Raw genomic sequence first — 18,638 nt, forward strand, 5'->3', positions numbered from 1 at the left:
CGATCCGCCGTTTGATCGGGGTGCGCTGCAGCAAAGTGAAAAACCGCCTTCGGGCGGTTTTTTCATGGGCACTTGATTCAGGTGGAGGTCTTGGGCAGGGCCGGCGCGTCCGGCACCAGGCAGGCCTCGGCCACCTGCAGGCCGTTGTCCTTGGCGAAGTTGACGCAGAAATCCCAGGCCATCGGCTCGAAATCGCGCAATTCGCGGTTCACCACCACGCACTTGATGCCGTTGATCACGGTCGGCACGCACCAGGGCGAATAGTTCAGGTGGCTGCCGGGCTGCGGACCGCCGGGGCGGAACGAGCACATCACGCCCGCCAGTCGCTCGGCCCAGTCGCTGGGACGAAAAGTGCGGCCATCCTGGGTGATTCCCTGAATGAAGATTTCTTTGGCGTTTGGAGAGACCATCGGTGGTGAGAGAAAAGCGCGAGCAGTTGCTGCGCCGCACAAGATTCTATCCGGGGGTCCCTCGGGCGACACGCCTGGGGGCATTGCTGTGATGCGCAATCCTCACTGAACTGTCGCGACCGGCCGCCTAGAATCCGCGTTCCCTTTTCCGGAGATCCGCATGAGCGCCACTGCCGCCCCCTCGTCGCCCCACGTCATGAACACCTACGGTCGCCTGCCGATCGCGCTGTCGCACGGCCAGGGCTGCCGAGTCTGGGACACCGAGGGCCGCGCCTATCTCGACGGCCTGGGCGGCATCGCGGTCAACACGCTGGGCCACAACCATCCCGAGCTGGTGCCGGCGCTGCAGGACCAGATCGCCAAGCTGATCCACAGCTCCAACTACTACTACGTGCCGGGCCAGGAACAGCTGGCCGCCAAGCTGACCGAGCTCTCGGGCCTGACCAACGCCTTCTTCTGCTGCACCGGGTTGGAGGCCAACGAGGCCGCGCTCAAGCTGGCGCGCAAGTTCGGCCACGACAAAGGCATCGAGCGGCCCGAGATCGTGGTCTACGAGGCCGCCTTCCATGGCCGCAGCATCGCCACCCTGTCGGCCACCGGCAACCCCAAGGTGCAGAAGGGCTTCGGCCCGCTGGTCGAGGGCTTCATCCGCGTCCCGCTGAACGACATCGAGGCGCTCAAGAAGGCCACCGAGGGCAATCCGAACGTGGTCGCGGTGTTCTTCGAGACCATCCAGGGCGAAGGCGGCATCCATCCGATGCGCTGGGAATACCTGCGCCAGGTGCGCGCGCTCTGCGACCAGCGCGACTGGCTCATGATGATCGACGAGGTGCAATGCGGCATGGGCCGCACCGGCAAGTGGTTTGCCCACCAGTGGGCGGGCATCTTGCCGGACGTGATGCCGCTGGCCAAGGGCCTGGGCTCGGGCGTGCCGATCGGCGCCGTGGTGGCCGGCCCGCGCGCCGCCCACATCTTCGGCCCCGGCAACCACGGCACCACCTTCGGCGGCAATCCGCTGGCCATGCGCGCCGGCATCGAGACCATCCGGATCATGGAAGAGCACAACCTGCTCGACAACGCGGCCACCGTCGGCGCCCACCTGAAGGCGGCGCTGGAGCGCGAGTTCGCGGGCTTGGCCGGCGTGAAGGAAATCCGCGGCCAGGGCCTGATGCTGGGCATCGAGCTCGACCGTCCCTGCGGCGTGATCCTGAACCGCGCCTGCGACGCCGGCCTGCTGCTGAGCGTCACGGCCGACAGCGTGATCCGCCTGGTGCCGCCGCTGATCCTCAGCATCGCCGAAGCCGACGAGATCGTGGCGATCCTGGCGCCGCTGGTGAAGGCCTTCCTGGCGGAGCCTCAGCCATGAACACGAGCGCGATACGGCACTACCTGCAGTTCTCGGATTTCGATGCCGACGACTACGCCCACCTGTTCGCGCGCGCGGCGCTGATCAAGAAGAAGTTCAAGGCCTACGAGCGCCACCAGCCGCTGGTCGACCGCACGCTGGCGATGATCTTCGAGAAGGCCTCCACCCGCACCCGGGTGAGCTTCGAGGCCGGCATGTACCAGCTCGGCGGCAGCGTGGTGCATCTCACCACCGGCGACAGCCAGCTGGGCCGCGCCGAGCCGATCGAGGACAGCGCCAAGGTCATCAGCCGGATGGTCGACCTGGTGATGATCCGCACCTACGAGCAGACCAAGATCGAGGCCTTCGCGGCCCATTCGCGGGTGCCGGTCATCAATGGCCTGACCAACGAGTTTCACCCGTGCCAGATCCTGGCCGACATCTTCACCTTCATCGAGCACCGCGGCTCGATCGCGGGCAAGACCGTGGCCTGGGTCGGCGACGGCAACAACATGGCCAACACCTGGCTGCAGGCCAGCGAGATCCTGGGCTTCAAGGTGCACGTCAGCACGCCCAGCGGCTACGAGGTCGACCAGTCGATCGCGGGGCTGCGCTCGAACGCCAGCTACCAGGTCTTCAAGGACCCGATGGAAGCCTGCCGCGGCGCCGACCTGGTGACCACCGACGTCTGGACCAGCATGGGCTACGAGGCCGAGAACGAGGCCCGCCGCGCCGCCTTCGCCGACTGGTGCGTCGACACCGAGATGATGCGCGTGGCCCAGCCCGACGCGCTCTTCATGCACTGCCTGCCGGCGCACCGCGGCGAGGAAGTCGAGGCCGACGTCATCGACGGCCCGCAGTCGGTGGTCTGGGACGAGGCCGAGAACAGGATGCACGTGCAGAAGGCGCTGATGGAGTTCCTCCTGCTCGGCCGCGTAGCCTGACCCTTCACGCCTGCGCCGCTTCCTTCGCGGCGCGCCGCAGGCAGTCGATGAACACCCGCGCGGCCGGCGTCAGCGCCTGGCTGTCGCGCACCAGCAGGGAAATCCGCAAGGTCGCCAATGGCGGGCCGGCCAGAGGCAGCCGCACGAGGCCGCTCGCCATGGGCTGCCCGCTGACGAGGCTGCCCGACAGCAGGGCCAAGGCGTCGGTCTGGTACAGCAGCATCAGTGCCATGTGGGTCGACTGGCAGGCAATGACATCGGCCGGTGCCGCGCTTCGGCGCGCCGCGAAGAGGCGCTGGAGCAGCGCCCGCCCATAGCCCGGCACCAGCCACAGGCAGCCCTGAAGGCTGGACAGCGAGCGGGCACTGGCCTGCGGATGGCCCTGCCGCGCGACGACCACCAGCGGCCGCTCCAGCAGCAGCTCGTGGTCCAGGCCGTCGTGGTCGGACTCGCCCGCTTCGCTGACCACGGCGAAGTCGTAGTCGCCGCCATGCCAGCGCTCGTCGGAGCTGGGCCAGGTCAGCTCCTGCAACTCCAGCGCCACGCCGGGTCGCCGGCCCCGGAAGTCGGCCAGCGCCGCCGGCAGCAGCTGGGCCGCCGTCGAGCTGAACGCGATCGACAGGCGGCCGCCAGTGCCATCGCGCAGTTCGGCGATTTCTTCCTGCGTGCGCCGCACTTCATTGAACAGCAGGTGACTGCGCCGCAGCAGGGCCGCGCCGATCTCGGTCGGCGCCACGCCCTTGACGCTGCGCGCGAACAGGTTCGCGCCGACCGCGCGTTCGAGTTCGCGCACCGCATGGGTCACGGCCGGCTGCGTGAGGGCCAGCCGGCGCGCCGCCGAACGGATGCTGCCGGCCTCGGCGACGGCACGAAAGATCTCGAGCTGGCGAAGGCTCGGGTACGGGGCGGCCGTCGAGGCAAAGGGCGCCAGGCTATCAATCGGATTGATCATCGACAAAACAACTCTGTCTTTTATTTATACCGTTGCTTTTCTACAGTGGAGCCCCTTCCCACGCAAGCCCTTCACGAGGAACCCCGATGACATCCCCTCTCCCCCGCTGGACCCGCCGCGCGGCCCTGCTCACCCTGGGCCTTGCGGCCGCCATCACCGCCCAGGCCCAGACCAAGCCGCCGGTGCGCATCGTGGTCGGCTTCGCCGCCGGCGGCGGCGTCGACACGATGGCGAGAATCCTGGCCGAAGGCATGGGCCAGGCGCTGGGCCAGACCTTCGTGGTGGAGAACCGGCCGGGCGCTGGCGGCCTGATCGCCGCGCAGGTCCTGAAGGCCGCGCCGGCGGACGGCAACACACTGATGCTGACCAACGACCACACCGTCGCGATCCTGCCGCACACGCTGAAGAATCCGGGCTTCGACACCGCCCGGGACTTCGCGCCGGTCGCCGTCGTCAGCGACCAGATCGTGTTCGCCCTGGCCACGCACCCCGGCACGGGCATCACGCAGCTCAAGGACATCGGCGCATGGGCCCGCCAGAATCCGGGCCAGGCCAACTTCGGCGTGCCGGCGCCGGGCAGCATGCCCGAGTTCGCGGTGGGCCTGCTGGCCAAGGGCCTGCAGGTCGACGCGACGCCGGCCGCCTACCGGGGCGGCTCGCCGCTGGTGATGGACCTGTCGGCAGGCCAGATCCCCTTCGGCGTCACCTCGACCTTCGAACTGATGCCGTTCGCCAAGACCGGGAAGGTCCGTTTGCTGGCGGTCTCGGGCAGCGCACGGCAGGCGGACCTGCCCGACGTGCCGACCTTCGCCGAACTCGGCATCCAGGGGCTCGAGCTGGCCAACGTGGCCGGTCTCTATGCGCCGGCCGGCACGCCGCCCGCCGTGATCGCACGCTACAGCGAGGCGGTGCGCGCCACGTTGTCTTCTGCCAAGACCAGGGAACGCCTCCAGGCCCTGGGCGCGACACCGAACTACGGCGGTCCCGACGCGCTGGCCCAGCGCATGCAGCGCATCTCCGACGCCTGGGGCCCCGTGATCCGCCAGTCCGGCTACCAACCGCAGTGAGAAAGCCATGCAAGACGACCTCCTCTTGAACGACAGCGCCGTTCGAACCTGCTTTTCGGCCGACTACGCCGAAGCCCGCGCCAAGTTCATCGCCGCCGCCCAGGGTGCCGGCGCCCATCTCGAACACCGGGTGCTCGAAGGCATCGCCGGTGCGCTGGGCGAAACCCTCGCGACCGACGTGGCGCTGCTCGGCACGGCCGACGCCGAATCGCTGGTGGTCCTCAGTTCCGGCGTCCATGGCGCCGAGGGCTTCTGCGGCTCGGGCTGCCAGGTGGCGCTGCTGCGCGACCCGGCCCTGCTGGGGCTGGCGCGCGAGCGCGGCGTGGCCCTGCTGCTGATCCACGCAGTCAACCCCTACGGCTTCTCGCACCTGCGCCGCACCAACGAAGACAACATCGACCTGAACCGCAACTTCATCGACTTCGCTCAGCCCACGCGCAACCCCGCCTATGCCGAGCTGCACGAGCTCATGCTGCCGGCGCAATGGCCGCCGACGGAAGACAACGCGCGCAGCATCGCCGGCTATGTCGCCCGCCACGGCGAGACGGCCTTCCGCGAGGCCGTGACCACCGGCCAATCCGAATTCCCCGACGGGCTGTTCTATTCGGGCATCGCGCCGAGTTGGAGCAACCGCACGCTGCGCGCCATCCTGCGGGCGCATGCCGCCCAGCGCCGGCGCATCGCCTGGATCGACGTCCATACCGGCCTCGGCCGCTGCGGCCATGGCGAAAAGATCCATGCCGGGCTGCCGGGCACGCCCGACAACCTGCGCGCCACGCGCGCCATCTGGGGCGCCGACGTCGTCGCCGCCTGGGAGGGCGATTCGGCCTCCCGCCAGGTGGTGGGCCATGCGGTGAGCGCGGTCTTCGCCGAATGCCCGCGGGCCGAGAGCGTCGGCATCGCGCTCGAATACGGCACCCGCAAGGCCACGGCCATGGAGGCCCTGCGCGCCGAACACTGGCTGCACCGCCACCCAGGCGCGGCGAGCGCCGAGCAGCGCGCAGGCATCAAGCAGGACCTGCGCGACGCCTTCTACGTGGACGACGACGAATGGCGCGGCATGATCGCGGGCCAGTGCCGCACGGCGCTGCTGCAGGGCGTGCTGGCGCTCGGGCGCTGAAGCGCCTGCGCCTGGCGGCGGGCTCGGCGTTCGATGACACCTGTGGCGTGTCCGATGTTGGAAATAACCGACACCACGAACCCGCGCCCGGCGCTACCTTTGCGCCATGACACAACGCCTCTGGGATATCTCCCCTCCCGTGCATGAGGGCGCGCCGGTGTTCCCCGGCGACACGCCCTACCGGCAGCGCTGGGCCGCGACGATATCGCCGGGCTGTCCGGTCAACGTCAGCGAGATCAGCCTGTCGCCGCATGTCGGCGCCCATGCCGACGCACCGCTGCACTACGACCCCGCCGGCGCGCCCATCGGCGAGCTCGATCTCGCGCCCTTCCTCGGTCCCTGCCGCGTGATCCACGCGATCGAGCGCGGCCCGCTGATCGAATGGGCGCACATCGCCCACGCGGTCGACGCGCTGCCGCCGCGCGTGCTCGTGCGCACCTACCGGCGCGCGCCGGTCGAACGCTGGGACGGCGCCCTCGCCGCCTACGCGCCGGCCACCATCGAGCGGCTCGCCGCCCTCGGCGTGACGCTGGTCGGCATCGACACCGCCAGCATCGACCCGGCCGACAGCAAGACCCTCGACAGCCACCAGGTGATCCGCCGGCTCGGCCTGCGCGTGCTCGAGAACCTGGTGCTCGACGAAGTGCCCGAGGGCGACTACGAACTGATCGCCCTGCCCCTCAAACTGGTGAGCGCCGATGCCTCGCCGGTGCGCGCAGTCCTGCGCCAACTCAACCCGGAATCCCCATGACACTCGACGACTGCCGGCGCCTCGACGCCGAAGACCCGCTGGCCGCGCTGCGCGACCGCTTCCTGCTGCCCGAGGGCGTGATCTACCTCGACGGCAACTCGCTCGGCGTGCTGCCGAAGACCGCGCCGGGCCGCATCGCCGAGGTGGTCGCCAAGGAATGGGGCGAGGGCCTGATCCGCTCCTGGAACAGCGCCGGCTGGTTCGACCTGCCGCAGCGGCTGGGCGACAAGGTCGCGCGGCTGGTCGGCGCCGCGCCGGGCGAAGTGGTCTGCACCGACAGCACCTCGATCAATCTCTACAAGGTGCTGTTCGCGGCCCTGAGCCAGGTGCTGCTGGCCACGCCCGACGCCAGCCCGCAGCGCCGCGTCGTGCTGAGCGAGCGCAGCAACTTCCCGACCGACCTCTACATCGCCGAGTCGATCTGCCGCGAGCGCGGCTTCACGCTGCGGCTGATCGAGGCCGACGAGCTGCCCGCGGCGCTCGACCAGGAAGTCGCGGTGCTGATGCTGACCCACGTCAACTACCGCACCGGTGCCATGCACGACATGAAGGCCCTCAGCGCCGCCGCCCACGCGGTGGGCGCGCTGACGGTCTGGGACCTGGCCCACAGCGCTGGCGCGGTGCCGGTGGCGCTCAACGACAGCGAGGCCGACTTCGCGATCGGCTGCGGCTACAAGTACCTCAACGGCGGCCCCGGCGCGCCGGCCTTCGTCTGGGTGCACGCACGCCATGCGGGCCAGTTCGCGCAGCCGCTGTCGGGCTGGTGGGGGCATGCGGCGCCATTCGAATTCACGCCGCACTACCGGCCGGCGCCGGGCGTCGCCCGCTACCTGTGCGGCACCCAGCCGATCATCGCGCTGGCCGGCCTCGAATGCGGGATCGACAGCGTGCTGGCCGCCGAGCCCTTCGACGCCGGCCGCGGCCCGATGGCAGCGCTGCGCGCCAAGTCGCTGGCGCTGACCGACGCCTTCATCACGCTGGTCGAGCAGCGCTGCGCCGGGCGCTTCACGCTGGTGACGCCGCGCGAGCATGGGCGGCGCGGCTCGCAGGTCTGCCTGGCCCTGCGCGACGGCGGCCCGGGCGCCTATGCGATGGTGCAGGCGCTGATCGCCCGCGGCGTGATCGGCGACTTCAGGGCCGGCGACGCCCAGATGCCCGACATCCTGCGCTTCGGCTTCACGCCGCTCTACCTCGGCTTCGAAGACGTATGGAACGCGGTCGAGCACCTGGTGCAGGTGCTCGACGGCGAAGAATGGCAACGGCCCGAGTTCAACCAGAAGCTCGCGGTGACCTGAGGAGAAAGACTTTCATGAGCACCGAACAAATCGTCCACGACGAAAAGGCGCAGCTCGACTTCAGCGCCTCGATGAGCTACAGCGACTACCTGAGCCTCGACCAGATCCTGACCGCGCAGCATCCGCGCTCGCCGGCGCACGACGAGCTGCTGTTCATCGTGCAGCACCAGACCAGCGAACTCTGGATGAAGCTCATGCTGCACGAATTGCGCGCCGCGATCCGCGCCATCGCCGAAGACGACCTCTCCATCGCCTTCAAGATGCTGGCGCGCGTGTCGCGGATCATGGAGCAGCTGGTGCATGCCTGGGACGTGCTGGCGACCATGACGCCGCCCGAATACAGCGCCATGCGGCCCTACCTCGGCGCCTCCAGCGGCTTCCAGAGCTGGCAGTACCGCTGCATCGAATTCGCGCTCGGCAACAAGAACGCCGCCATGCTCAAGCCGCACGCACACCGGCCCGAGCTGCTGGCCGAGGTCGAGGCCGCCTGGCGCGCACCGTCGCTGTACGACGAGGCGCTGCGGCTGCTGGCGCGGCGCGGCCTCGCCGTGCCGGCCGACCACCTGGAGCGCGACTGGTCCAAGCCCTACGAGGCCAGCGACGGCGTCGAGCAGGCCTGGCTGGTCGCCTACCGCGAGCCCAAGAAGCACTGGGAGCTCTACCAGCTGGGCGAAGAACTCACCGACCTGGAGGATGCCTTCCGCCTCTGGCGCTTCCGCCACGTGACCACGGTCGAGCGCGTGATCGGCTTCAAGCGTGGCACGGGCGGCACCGGCGGCGTAAGCTATCTGCGCAAGATGCTCGACGTGGTGCTGTTTCCTGAGATCTGGAAGCTGCGGACCGATCTCTAGCCAGCCCGCATCGACGTCCTTCGCAGCTTCGCATCGACAACAAGAGAGGAGACGAAGATGGACAACGATTTCTTCGGGGACGAGGAACTGGCGCTGCTGCGCGCGCATGGCATCGCGCTGTTCGCGCGCCGCGTGATCTTCGACGCCCGGCCGCCGCTGGACGAGGCCCGGGTCGCGGCGCTGCAGGCCCAGTGCGCCGGGCCGCTGCCGCCGGAGCTGCTGTCGCTCTGGCGCCTGACGGCGGGCGGGCGCATCGACTACGACCTGCACCTGCACATGAACGGCAACGAGGAGTCGGTGGTCTGGAGCGAACTCTTCCACGACGGCGGCGACGGCCCGCGCGACCTGCAGGGCTGGATCGACCACGAGCGCCAGGGCGCGCAGGAAGCGGCCGCCGACAGCGGCGAGGCCTGGGACGGCAAGCTGACGCTGCTGCCCTTCGGCGGCTTCGAGGACTGCGACCGGGTCTACGCCGTGGTCGAGCCCGGCCCCGACTACGGCCACGTGCTGGCCTGGAAGCAGGGGCTGCCGGCGCCCTGGGCGCACGAGCTGCACGAGGACGGCATGACCACCGTCGCCCACGACCTGTGCGCCGCCTTCGAGGCGCTGCAGCTCGACGAGGACCCGCTGGCGCCGGCGGGCGACTACTTCACCGGCCAGGCGCTGCTCGAATACCTCGACCAGCGCCACCAGGAACACGGCCTGTCGCTCGAGCTGATGGACCGGCTGATCGCCTTCTACCGGCGCGCCATGGTCGACTGGCGCACGCCGCTGGCGGCCGGCACGCTGGCACAGGACGCGCCGCTGGCGCGCGTCGCGCTGCGGCATGCGATCGCCACCGACGACGCCGAACTGGTCGCCCGCCTGGCGACCGCCGACGTGACGCTCCACGGGCCGCTGCTGGGCAGCGCGATCGCCACCGACCTGGCCCTGAGCCACGGCGCCCACCAGGCCGCCCAGGCGCTGGTCCAGGCCGGGGCGCCGGTGGCGCACGATGCGCTCGACTACATCGACAGCGCGGTCTCGCCGGAACTGGTCGGCCTGCTGCTGCAGCGCGGGGCCGAGCCCAGCGCCACCGCGATCGCCGAATGCGTGGCCTGCGGCGCGCCCGCGGCCGCACGCTTGATCGCCGAAGCCTACGGGCGGTCGCACACCGACCTGGCGGGCACCTACGCCGCCGCCCGGGACGGCATGCTGGCCGAACTCGAGACCGCCCTGGTCGAAGTGCATGCGGGTCGCCTCACCCACTACCTGGGCCCGGCGGGCCTGGCCAAGCGGGTCGACCACCTGCAGAGCTTCAGCCTCTGATCAGCCCTCGTAGAGCCAAGGCACGTCGAGCAGGCGCGCGCCCAGCAGGCGCAGGGCCGCGTCGCGCCCGAAGCGCCCCAGGCCGGTGGCATGGAAGATCGCGCCATTGCGCCGGGCCCGGGCCTGCACCTGGGCATTGCGCTGCCAGCGCGCCTCGGCGAAGCGCATCAACGCCGCCGGCACCGCCGCCGCGTCGCCGCCGTCCAGGGCCTCGGCCAGCGCCACCGCATCCTCGATCGCCATGCCCGCCCCCTGGGCCAGGTAGGGCAGCATCGGATGCGCCGCATCGCCGACCAGGGCGATGCGCTCGCCGGCCATCTGCGCCGGACCGCCGAGGGGCGGCCGGTCGTTGAGGGTCCAGGCGCGCCAATCGGGCACCGCCTCCAGCAGGGCCTGGAGCGCGGCGCTGGTGCGCCCGGTCGCGGCCTGCAGCGCCGCCAGGCTGGACGACTGGTCCCAGTCGCGCGCATCGCCGGCGGGCGCCGATTCGGCCAGCACCACCACGTTGAGCGCGTCGCCGCGGCGCACCGGGTAGGCCACCGCGTGCAGCCGGGGCCCGAGCCAGACCGTGACCTGCGTGCTGCGCAGCGCCGCCGGCAGCGCCGACTGCTCCACCAGCGCGCGCCACGCCGTGTGGCCGGTGGCCCGCGGCGGCGAATCCTCCAGCACGAACCGACGCACCGTGCTCCAGAGGCCGTCGGCGCCGATCAGCGCATCGCCCTCCCAGGCCCGGCGCTCGGTGCTGGACACGCAGACCGCATGGTCGCGCGCGACCACGCCGGTGACCCGCGCTGCGGTGGTCAGCGTGACGGCCCCGGTGCCGCGCGCCGCCGCCAGCAGCAGCGCGTGCAGGTCGGCGCGATGGACGCAGAAATAGGGGGCCGCATAGCTGTGCAGCATCGCATTGCCCAGCGGCAGGCGGGCGATCTCGCGGCCGTCGGTGGCGCTGCGAACCACCAGCGCATCGGGCCGCGCCGCGATCCGCACCAGCGGCTCCCAGACCTCCAGCTGCTGGAGCCGGCGCGTCACGTTGGGACCGAGCTGGATGCCGGCGCCGACCTCGCCGAAGGCCACCGCCTGCTCGAGCAGGTCGACCCGATGGCGGCGCCGGGCCAGCGCCAGCGCGCTGGCGAGGCCCGCGATGCCACCGCCCGCAATCAGGACATGGGCTGGCATGGAACGCACTCAGCGGGAGTGCGTGGCAGCGGTCTGGCCCTCGGCTTCGGCCTTCCGGCCGGCGCTGCCGCAACTGCCGCAGCTGTCGCAGGCGCCGCAGCCCGAACCCTTGGCGAGGGAAGCCGCCAGCTGCCGCGCCCGTTCGGCATCGACCAGGCCCGCGCGCTGCGTTCCCGCGGCCAGCTTGCCGGCCGCCGAGCGGCGCCAGTTCGCCGGCATCCAGCGCCACAGCGCATAGAACGCGGCCAGCGCGACGATCAATCCGACAATGATTTCCTGCGTCATCTCATCCTCCTGTGAGTGCCAGTGCCACCCGGTAGGTGATCCAGCACGCAATGTAGGCGAGCGCGAACAAATAGCCAGCCATGATCCAAACATAACGCCAGGAGCCGGTCTCGCGCTTGACGGCGGCCAAGGTCGAGATGCATTGGGGCGCAAAAACATACCAGACCAGCAGCGACAGCGCGGTCGCCAGCGACCAGCTGCCGGCGATCAGGGGCTCCAGCTGGCCGGCGACGTCGTCGCCGGTGGCCGACAGCGCATACACCGTGCCGAGCGCCCCCACCGCCACCTCGCGCGCCGCCATGCCGGGCACCAGCGCGATCGAGATCTGCCAGTTGAAGCCGATCGGCGCAAAGATGTGCTCCAGCCCGCGGCCGATCATGCCGGCCAGGCTGTACTGGATCGCCGGCCCGGCGGCGCCTTCGGGCGGCGACGGGAAGGTCGACAGGAACCACAGCAGGATGGTCAGCGTGAGGATGATCGTGCCGACGCGCTGGATGAAGATCCAGGCCCGTTCGTAGAGGCCCAGCGCCAGGTTGCGCAGGTTGGGCCAGCGGTAGGCCGGCAGCTCCATCATCAGCGGCGAGCGCTGCTGGCTGTCGCGGAAGCGCTTCATGACCCAGGCCACCGCCATCGCCGAGACGACGCCGAAGACATAGAGGGCGAACAGCACCACGCCCTGCAGGTTGAAGACGCCACCGACGGTGCGCGCCGGAATGAAGGCGGCGATCAGCAGCGCATAGACCGGCAGCCGGGCCGAGCAGGTCATCAGCGGCGCGATCATGATGGTCGTGATGCGGTCGCGCCAGTTGCTGATGGTACGGGTCGCCATCACGCCGGGGATGGCGCAGGCGAAGCTCGACAGCAGCGGGATGAACGAGCGGCCCGAGAGCCCGACGGTGCCCATCACGCGGTCGAGCAGGAAGGCGGCCCGCGGCAGGTAGCCGGAATCTTCCAGCGCCAGGATGAACAGGAACAGGATCAGGATCTGCGGCAGGAACACGATCACTCCGCCGACGCCGGCGATGATGCCGTCGACCAGCAGGCTCTGGAGCATGCCTTCGGGCACGATGCGCTTGATCAGTTCGCCGAAGGCGGCGGTGCCGTCCTTGATCGCGTCCATCGGCACCTCGGCCCAGCTGAACACGGCCTGGAACATCAGGAACATCGTGACCGCCAGCACCACCATGCCCCACACCGGATGCATCACGACGCGGTCGATGCGGTCGCTGGTGGCCAGGCTGCCCATCGGCTCGCGCACCGCCAGGCCCAGGATGCGGCGCACCTCGCGCTGGGTGTCGAGCACCTCGTCGAGGCCGGGCGCATGCCATGGCTGCGGCAGGGCGGCGGCCACCGGGGCGTCGAGGACTTCGAGCAGGCCCTGGGCACCGCCGCTGTGGACGCCGACGGTCTCGATCACCGGCACGCCGAGTTCGCGCGACAGCACGGCCGCATCGACCGCGATGCCCTGCTTCTTCGCCATGTCGGTCATGTTGAGCGCCACCACCATCGGCAGACCCAGCCGCTTGGCCTCGAGCACCAGCCGCAGGTTGAGCCGCAGGTTGGTGGCATCGGTCACGCAGACCAGCAGGTCGGGCAGCGCCTCGCTGCTCTTGCCGGTGACGACGTCGCGCGTCACGGCTTCGTCGGCCGACAGCGCATTGAGGCTGTAGGCCCCCGGCAGGTCGAGCAAGAAGACGCGCCGCCCGCCCGCCGTGCGCAAGATGCCTTCCTTGCGCTCGACCGTCACGCCGGCGTAGTTGGCGACCTTCTGGCGGCTGCCGGTGAGCAGGTTGAACAGCGCGGTCTTGCCGCAATTGGGATTGCCGAGCAGCGCGACGCGCTGCGGCGGGCTCGACGACACCGCGGCGCCGGGCTGGAAGTTCAGGGTCGCCTCAACCACGGCCGACCGCCCCCGGGGTCACGCGGATCAGCGACGCCTCGTGGCGGCGCAGCGCGAAGGTGGTGTGGCCCAGCCGAACGGCCAGCGGCTCCCGGCCGGGCACGCCGGTGGCGACGATGCGCACCGCTTCGCCCGGGACGAAACCGATCTCGGTCAGGCGCAGCACCAGTTCCCTGCCCTCGCCCTCTTCGGGCCGGAGCACATCGAGCACCGTGGCCCATTGGTGGTTGGGAAGCTGATCGAGGCTGATGGCGGCCGAGGCCGCGCCATTCGTTGTTGTCACCCGCGGAATCCAGAGAATACAAAATGAGAATTATTCTCGAAAACTCCGGCTTGGGGGCGATCTGGCACAAGAATCCCCTCAAGAAGGGGCGGTCCTTGCGCAGGACCGCCCAGGAAGTCAGCCGTCGGTCAGGCGGCCAGCAGCTGCCGCAGCACGAACGGCAGGATGCCGCCGTGCTGGTAGTAGTCGACCTCGATCGGCGTGTCGATGCGCAGCCGCACCGTGACTTCCTGATGGGTCCCGTCCGGGCGGTGGACCACGATCTTGACGTCCATCTGCGGCTTGAGCTCGCCGCCGATCACGACGTCGACCTTCTCGTCGCCGGTCAGGCCCAGGCTTTCCCAGGAGTCGGCGCCTCGGAATTGAAGCGGCAGCACGCCCATGCCGACCAGGTTGGCGCGGTGGATGCGCTCGAAGCTGCGCGCCACCACGGCCTTGATGCCCAGCAGCTGGGTGCCCTTGGCGGCCCAGTCGCGCGAGGAGCCGGTGCCGTATTCCTCGCCGCCGAAGATCACGGTCGGCACGCCCTGCGCGATGTACTTCATCGCGGCGTCGTAGATGAACATCTTCTCGTTGCCGGGCTGGAACAGCGTCAGGCCGCCTTCCTCGCGCGAGCCGTCGGCATCGGCCGGGATCATGAGGTTCTTGATGCGCACGTTGGCGAAGGTGCCGCGCATCATCACGTCGTGGTTGCCGCGGCGCGAGCCGTAGCTGTTGAAGTCGGCCTTCGACACGCCGTGCGCCTTGAGCCAGATGCCCGCGGGCGAGCTTTCCTTGATCGAGCCGGCCGGCGAGATGTGGTCGGTGGTGATCGAGTCGCCGAACAGCGCCATGATGCGGGCGCCCGTGAAGCCGGCATCGGTCGCGTGCGGCTTCATCTTGAAGCCCTCGAAGAACGGCGGCTCGGCGATGTAGGTCGACTTGGGCCAGTCGTAGACCTGGCCCTGGGTGCCCTTGATGCTGCTCCAGAGCTTGCCCGGGTTGGCCTTGATCTGCTCGTAGTTCTGGCGGAAGGCCTTGGCGTTCATCGCGAAGCGCAGGTTGTCGTCGATCTCCTTCGGCGTGGGCCAGATGTCGCCGAGGTAGACGTCCTGCCCCTTCTTGCCCTTGCCCACCGGCTGGGTCATGAGGTCGACCATCACGTTGCCGGCGATCGCGAAGGCCACCACCAGCGGCGGCGAGGCCAGGAAGTTGGCCTTCAGGTTCGGATGGATGCGGGCTTCGAAATTGCGGTTGCCCGACAGCACCGCGGCGCCGATCAGGTTGTTCTTGGTGATCGCCTCGTTGATCTCGGGCGTCAGGTCGCCGGCATTGCCGATGCAGGTGGTGCAGCCGTAGCCGGCCAGGTAGAAGCCCAGCTTCTCGAGATACGGCAGCAGGCCCGCCTTCTCGAGGTACTCGGTGACGATGCGCGAGCCGGGCGCCAGCGAGGTCTTGACGTGCGGCTTGACCGTGAGGCCCGCCTCCACCGCCTTCTTAGCCAGCAGGCCGGCGGCCAGCATCACGCTCGGGTTCGAGGTGTTGGTGCAGGAGGTGATGGCGGCGATCAGCACGTCGCCGTTGCCGATCGTGAGCTCGCCCTTGGCGGCGGGCAGCGGGTGGCGCAGCTTCAGCGTGTCGGCCGGCTGGTTGAAGCCGTTGGCCTCGTTCGGCTTGCTGTAGAGCTCGGAGAACTTGGTCGCCAGGTGGCCCAGGTCGATCCGGTCCTGCGGCCGCTTCGGGCCCGCGAGGCTCGGCGACACGGTGCCCAGGTCGAGCTTGACCACCTTGGTGTATTCCAGCTCGCCCGGCGCCGGCATGCCGAACAGCCCCTGGGCCTTGTAGTAGGCCTCGAAGCGCTCGACCTCGGCGTCGGTTCGGCCGGTGCCCTTGAAGTACGCCACGGTCATCTCGTCGACCGGGAAGAAGCCCATGGTGGCGCCGTATTCGGGTGCCATGTTGCCGATGGTGGCCCGGTCGGGCACCGCGATCGAGGCGGCACCCGGGCCGAAGAACTCGACGAACTTGCCGACCACCTTCTCGCCGCGCAGGATCGCCGTGACATAAAGCACCAGGTCGGTGGCGGTCACGCCTTCGCGCAGCTTGCCGGTGAGCTCGAAGCCGACCACGTCGGGCGTCAGCATGTAGACCGGCTGGCCGAGCATCGCGGCCTCGGCCTCGATGCCGCCCACGCCCCAGCCGACCACGCCGATGCCGTTGATCATGGTCGTGTGGCTGTCGGTGCCGACCAGCGAGTCGGGGTAGTAGACCGGGGGCTCGCCCTTGTCGTTGGGGCTCTTGTAGACCCCGCGGGCGAAATATTCGAGGTTGACCTGGTGCACGATGCCGAAGCCCGGCGGCACGACGCCGAAGGTGTCGAAGGCCTGCATGCCCCACTTCATGAACTGGTAGCGCTCGTTGTTGCGCTGGAACTCGAGCTTCATGTTGAGGTCGAGCGCCTTCGGCGTGCCGTAGTAGTCCACCATCACCGAGTGGTCGACCACCAGGTCGACCGGCACCAGCGGCTCGATGGTCTTGGGCGACTTGCCGAGCGACTGCGCGACGCTGCGCATCGCGGCCAGGTCGGCCAGCAGCGGCACGCCCGTGAAGTCCTGCAGCACCACGCGGGTGACGACGAAGGGCACCTCGTCGGTGCGCTCGGCATTGGGCGCCCAGTTGGCCAGCTGCTCGACATGCTCGGCCGTGACCTTCTGGCCGTCGCAGTTGCGCAGCACCGACTCGAGCACGATGCGGATCGAAACCGGCAGCTTGGCGACGTTGGGATAGTGCTTCGCGAGTTCCTTCAACGACCAGTACTTGCCGGCCTTGCCCGATGCGGTCTTGAAGGTCTTGAGCGTGGGGGCGAAGGCGTGCGCCGGGGCTTTGGCCATGAAGAAACTCCTGTGTTCGTGGAAGCTCCGCAAAGATAGCAGGGTTCGATGACCTCGGCTGCAGGCGGACGACTCAGGCCGCCAGCGCGCGCGGCCCGGGCGCCCGGGCGTTCCGCAGGCCCATCCACTGCAGTTCGGCGAACACCACCACCACCACCGCCTGGGCCAGCACCCAGGCCCAGCCCGGCGCAGCGATCGAGCTGCCCGTGACGGCCAGCAGGCCGATGCAGGCGAGCGCCCAGGCGAAGTTGCCGGCCACCACCCACCCGATCAGCCGGCGCGGCGGCAGCGCGCGGCGGGCCATCCAGGCCGCGGCAGCCGCGTAGGCCAGCAGGAAGACCCCGGTCGCCAGCAGCAACGGTGGCGGCAAACCGGTCCAGCGCGCCAGGGCCGTGCCGAAGATCAGCTGCAGCGCCCCGGTGGCGGCGCACGAGACGGCGTCGGCCGCCATCACGCGGGACAGGAAACGGGGGGAAGCAAAGAGGGACATGGCGAACTCCTTGGGTGTGGCGCGGCGGGCCCTTCCCGCCGCGTTGGAGTCGATGATTCCCGCGCTGCGGCGTCGGGTCGATGACCTCGCAGGTCATGGCCGTCCTGCGCCGCTTCACTAGGATGGCGGCCATGAACACCCTGAGCAGCGCCCCCCCGACCGCGGCCGACCCCTTCGGCGCCCACCTGCGCCACTGGCGCCAGCACCGGCGCCTGAGCCAGCTCGACCTGGCCCACGAGGCGCAGGTCTCCACGCGCCACCTGAGCTACGTGGAGACCGGCCGCGCCGAACCGAGCCGCGAGATGGTGCTGCGCCTGGCCGAGCGGCTCGACGTGCCGCTGCGCGAGCGCAATGCCCTGCTGGTGGCGGCCGGCTACGCCCCGATGTACCGCGAACGCTCGCTCGACGATCCGGCAATGGCCGCAGCGCGGCGGGCGGTCGACCTGGTGCTCAAGGGCCATGAGCCGTTCCCGGCGCTGGCGGTCGACCGCCACTGGAACCTGGTGGCGCACAACGCGATGGTGCCGATGCTGATGGCCGGCGCGGCCCCGCATCTGCTCGAGCGGCCGGTCAACGTGCTTCGCCTCAGCCTGCATCCCGAAGGGCTGGCGCCGCGGATCGCCAACCTGGGCCAATGGCGGGCCCACCTGCTCGAACGGCTGCAGCAGCAGATCGCCGCCACCGGCGACGCCGGGCTCGCGGCCCTGCACGACGAACTCGCGGCCTACCCGCATCCCCAGGTGGGCCACGATGCACCGCCCGCCGGTGCCGAAGCGCCCCACGTGGTCGTGCCCTTCCAGCTCGTGACGCCGCAGGGCGTCCTCAGCTTCATCAGCACGACGACGATCTTCGGCACGCCGGTCGACGTCACCTTGCAGGAACTGGCGGTCGAATCCTTCTTTCCGGCCGATGCGCAGACCGCGAATGCACTGAGCGCGCTCGCCGGCCGCTGACCGGGGCTGCGACGCGCGACCACACGCGCGTCGGTCATGGACGACATGCCAATGCGCCCGTCCAGCGCATGCCGGCGGCCGGGACGGCCCTAGCTTCGAGGTTTCGATCCACCGACACACCGGAGAACCGCCAATGAGCCATACCGACGAACAAGCCAAGCTGTGGGAGCTGATCAAGGACACCCGCTACGGCATGCTGACCCACCGCCACGGCGACGGGCAGCTTCACAGCCATCCGCTGACCACGCAGAACAAGAAGTTCGACGAGGGCGCGACCCTGTACTTCTTCATTCCGAAGGACGGCGAGATCGCGCGCCACGTCGCCACCGACCCGAGCGTCAACGTCGCCTACGCCGACACCGACGCCGACAGCTACGTCTCGGTCTCTGGCCAGGCCGCACTGCTCGACGATGCGGCGAAGAAGGAGGAGCTCTTCAACACCATGGCCAAGTCCTGGTTTCCCCAGGGCGCCGGCGACCCGAACCTGGGCCTGCTGGCGGTGCGCATCCTGGATGCCGAGTACTGGGACGTCGACGACAGCAAGATGGTGCAACTGTTCAAGATGGCCAAGGCGGCGGTCACCGGCCAGCCGCCGACCGACCTCGCCGAGCACAAGAAGCTCAACCTCGCCTGAGCCG

18 protein-coding genes are annotated in these 18,638 nt (G+C 69.8%); 10 read left to right on the forward strand and 8 right to left on the reverse strand.

Going from position 1 to position 18,638, the window contains the following annotated elements:
- Positions 1-77: 77 nt before the first annotated feature.
- Positions 78-410 (reverse strand): DUF3579 domain-containing protein, encoded by a 333-nt coding sequence (locus QTI33_RS29595; protein ID WP_286510073.1) that lies wholly within the window; start codon positions 408-410, stop codon positions 78-80.
- A 160-nt stretch (positions 411-570) separates the two neighbouring features.
- Here QTI33_RS29595 and QTI33_RS29600 point away from each other — a divergent pair, with 160 nt between their 5' ends.
- Entirely contained in the window at positions 571-1,776 is a 1,206-nt protein-coding gene (locus QTI33_RS29600; RefSeq protein WP_286510074.1) for an aspartate aminotransferase family protein, read from the forward strand.
- Positions 1,773-2,699, forward strand: a complete 927-nt coding sequence (gene argF / locus QTI33_RS29605) for an ornithine carbamoyltransferase (protein ID WP_286510075.1) — start codon at positions 1,773-1,775, stop codon at positions 2,697-2,699. Before QTI33_RS29600 ends, argF begins: the two co-directional genes overlap by 4 nt.
- Before the next feature lie 4 nt (positions 2,700-2,703).
- On the opposite strand, the gene QTI33_RS29610 is transcribed toward argF, so the two are convergent.
- The gene (locus QTI33_RS29610) at positions 2,704-3,651 is read right to left on the reverse strand and encodes a LysR family transcriptional regulator (RefSeq protein WP_286510076.1); all 948 of its coding nucleotides are present in this window, start codon (positions 3,649-3,651) and stop codon (positions 2,704-2,706) included.
- 86 nt (positions 3,652-3,737) lie between these two features.
- Between QTI33_RS29610 and QTI33_RS29615 the strand changes: the two genes are divergently transcribed.
- From QTI33_RS29615 to QTI33_RS29640, 6 genes are all read left to right on the forward strand, one after another.
- Positions 3,738-4,718, forward strand: coding sequence for a Bug family tripartite tricarboxylate transporter substrate binding protein (locus QTI33_RS29615; protein WP_286510078.1), 981 nt, complete (start codon positions 3,738-3,740; stop codon positions 4,716-4,718).
- 7 nt (positions 4,719-4,725) lie between these two features.
- Positions 4,726-5,838 carry a M14 family metallopeptidase gene (locus tag QTI33_RS29620; protein ID WP_286510080.1) on the forward strand — a complete coding sequence of 371 codons (1,113 nt, stop codon included), beginning with the start codon at positions 4,726-4,728 and terminating at the stop codon, positions 5,836-5,838.
- A gap of 106 nt (positions 5,839-5,944) precedes the next feature.
- Entirely contained in the window at positions 5,945-6,589 is a 645-nt protein-coding gene (gene kynB / locus QTI33_RS29625; protein WP_286510082.1) for an arylformamidase, read from the forward strand.
- A complete protein-coding gene (gene kynU / locus QTI33_RS29630) occupies positions 6,586-7,884 on the forward strand; it encodes a kynureninase (protein WP_286510084.1) in 1,299 nt (432 codons plus the stop codon). Before kynB ends, kynU begins: the two co-directional genes overlap by 4 nt.
- Before the next feature lie 14 nt (positions 7,885-7,898).
- On the forward strand, positions 7,899-8,735 hold the full coding sequence (gene kynA / locus QTI33_RS29635) for a tryptophan 2,3-dioxygenase (protein ID WP_286510086.1): 837 nt from the start codon (positions 7,899-7,901) through the stop codon (positions 8,733-8,735).
- Between the two features lie 57 nt (positions 8,736-8,792).
- Complete coding sequence (locus QTI33_RS29640) at positions 8,793-10,043, forward strand: SMI1/KNR4 family protein (protein ID WP_286510088.1); 1,251 nt, start codon at positions 8,793-8,795, stop codon at positions 10,041-10,043.
- Here the strand turns inward: QTI33_RS29640 and QTI33_RS29645 are convergent, their stop codons facing one another.
- From QTI33_RS29645 to QTI33_RS29670, 6 genes are all read right to left on the reverse strand, one after another.
- A complete protein-coding gene (locus QTI33_RS29645; RefSeq protein ID WP_286510090.1) occupies positions 10,044-11,219 on the reverse strand; it encodes an FAD-dependent monooxygenase in 1,176 nt (391 codons plus the stop codon).
- Between the two features lie 9 nt (positions 11,220-11,228).
- The gene (locus QTI33_RS29650) at positions 11,229-11,504 is read right to left on the reverse strand and encodes a DUF6587 family protein (RefSeq protein WP_286510091.1); all 276 of its coding nucleotides are present in this window, start codon (positions 11,502-11,504) and stop codon (positions 11,229-11,231) included.
- Between the two features lies 1 nt (position 11,505).
- Positions 11,506-13,404 carry a ferrous iron transporter B gene (gene feoB / locus QTI33_RS29655; protein WP_286510093.1) on the reverse strand — a complete coding sequence of 633 codons (1,899 nt, stop codon included), beginning with the start codon at positions 13,402-13,404 and terminating at the stop codon, positions 11,506-11,508.
- Positions 13,397-13,687, reverse strand: a complete 291-nt coding sequence (locus QTI33_RS29660) for a FeoA family protein (protein ID WP_286510095.1) — start codon at positions 13,685-13,687, stop codon at positions 13,397-13,399. Before QTI33_RS29660 ends, feoB begins: the two co-directional genes overlap by 8 nt.
- A gap of 128 nt (positions 13,688-13,815) precedes the next feature.
- Entirely contained in the window at positions 13,816-16,557 is a 2,742-nt protein-coding gene (gene acnA / locus QTI33_RS29665) for an aconitate hydratase AcnA (protein WP_286510097.1), read from the reverse strand.
- 73 nt (positions 16,558-16,630) lie between these two features.
- Positions 16,631-17,047 (reverse strand): hypothetical protein, encoded by a 417-nt coding sequence (locus QTI33_RS29670; protein ID WP_286510099.1) that lies wholly within the window; start codon positions 17,045-17,047, stop codon positions 16,631-16,633.
- Positions 17,048-17,178: 131 nt separating this feature from the next.
- On the opposite strand from QTI33_RS29670, the gene QTI33_RS29675 reads away from it, so the two are divergent.
- On the forward strand, positions 17,179-18,000 hold the full coding sequence (locus QTI33_RS29675) for a helix-turn-helix domain-containing protein (RefSeq protein ID WP_444814909.1): 822 nt from the start codon (positions 17,179-17,181) through the stop codon (positions 17,998-18,000).
- Positions 18,001-18,133: 133 nt separating this feature from the next.
- Positions 18,134-18,634 (forward strand): pyridoxamine 5'-phosphate oxidase family protein, encoded by a 501-nt coding sequence (locus QTI33_RS29680; protein WP_286510104.1) that lies wholly within the window; start codon positions 18,134-18,136, stop codon positions 18,632-18,634.
- Positions 18,635-18,638: the final 4 nt, after the last annotated feature.

The sequence above is a fragment of the Variovorax davisae genome, assembly GCF_030316845.1.
GTDB lineage: Bacteria > Pseudomonadota > Gammaproteobacteria > Burkholderiales > Burkholderiaceae_C > Variovorax > Variovorax davisae.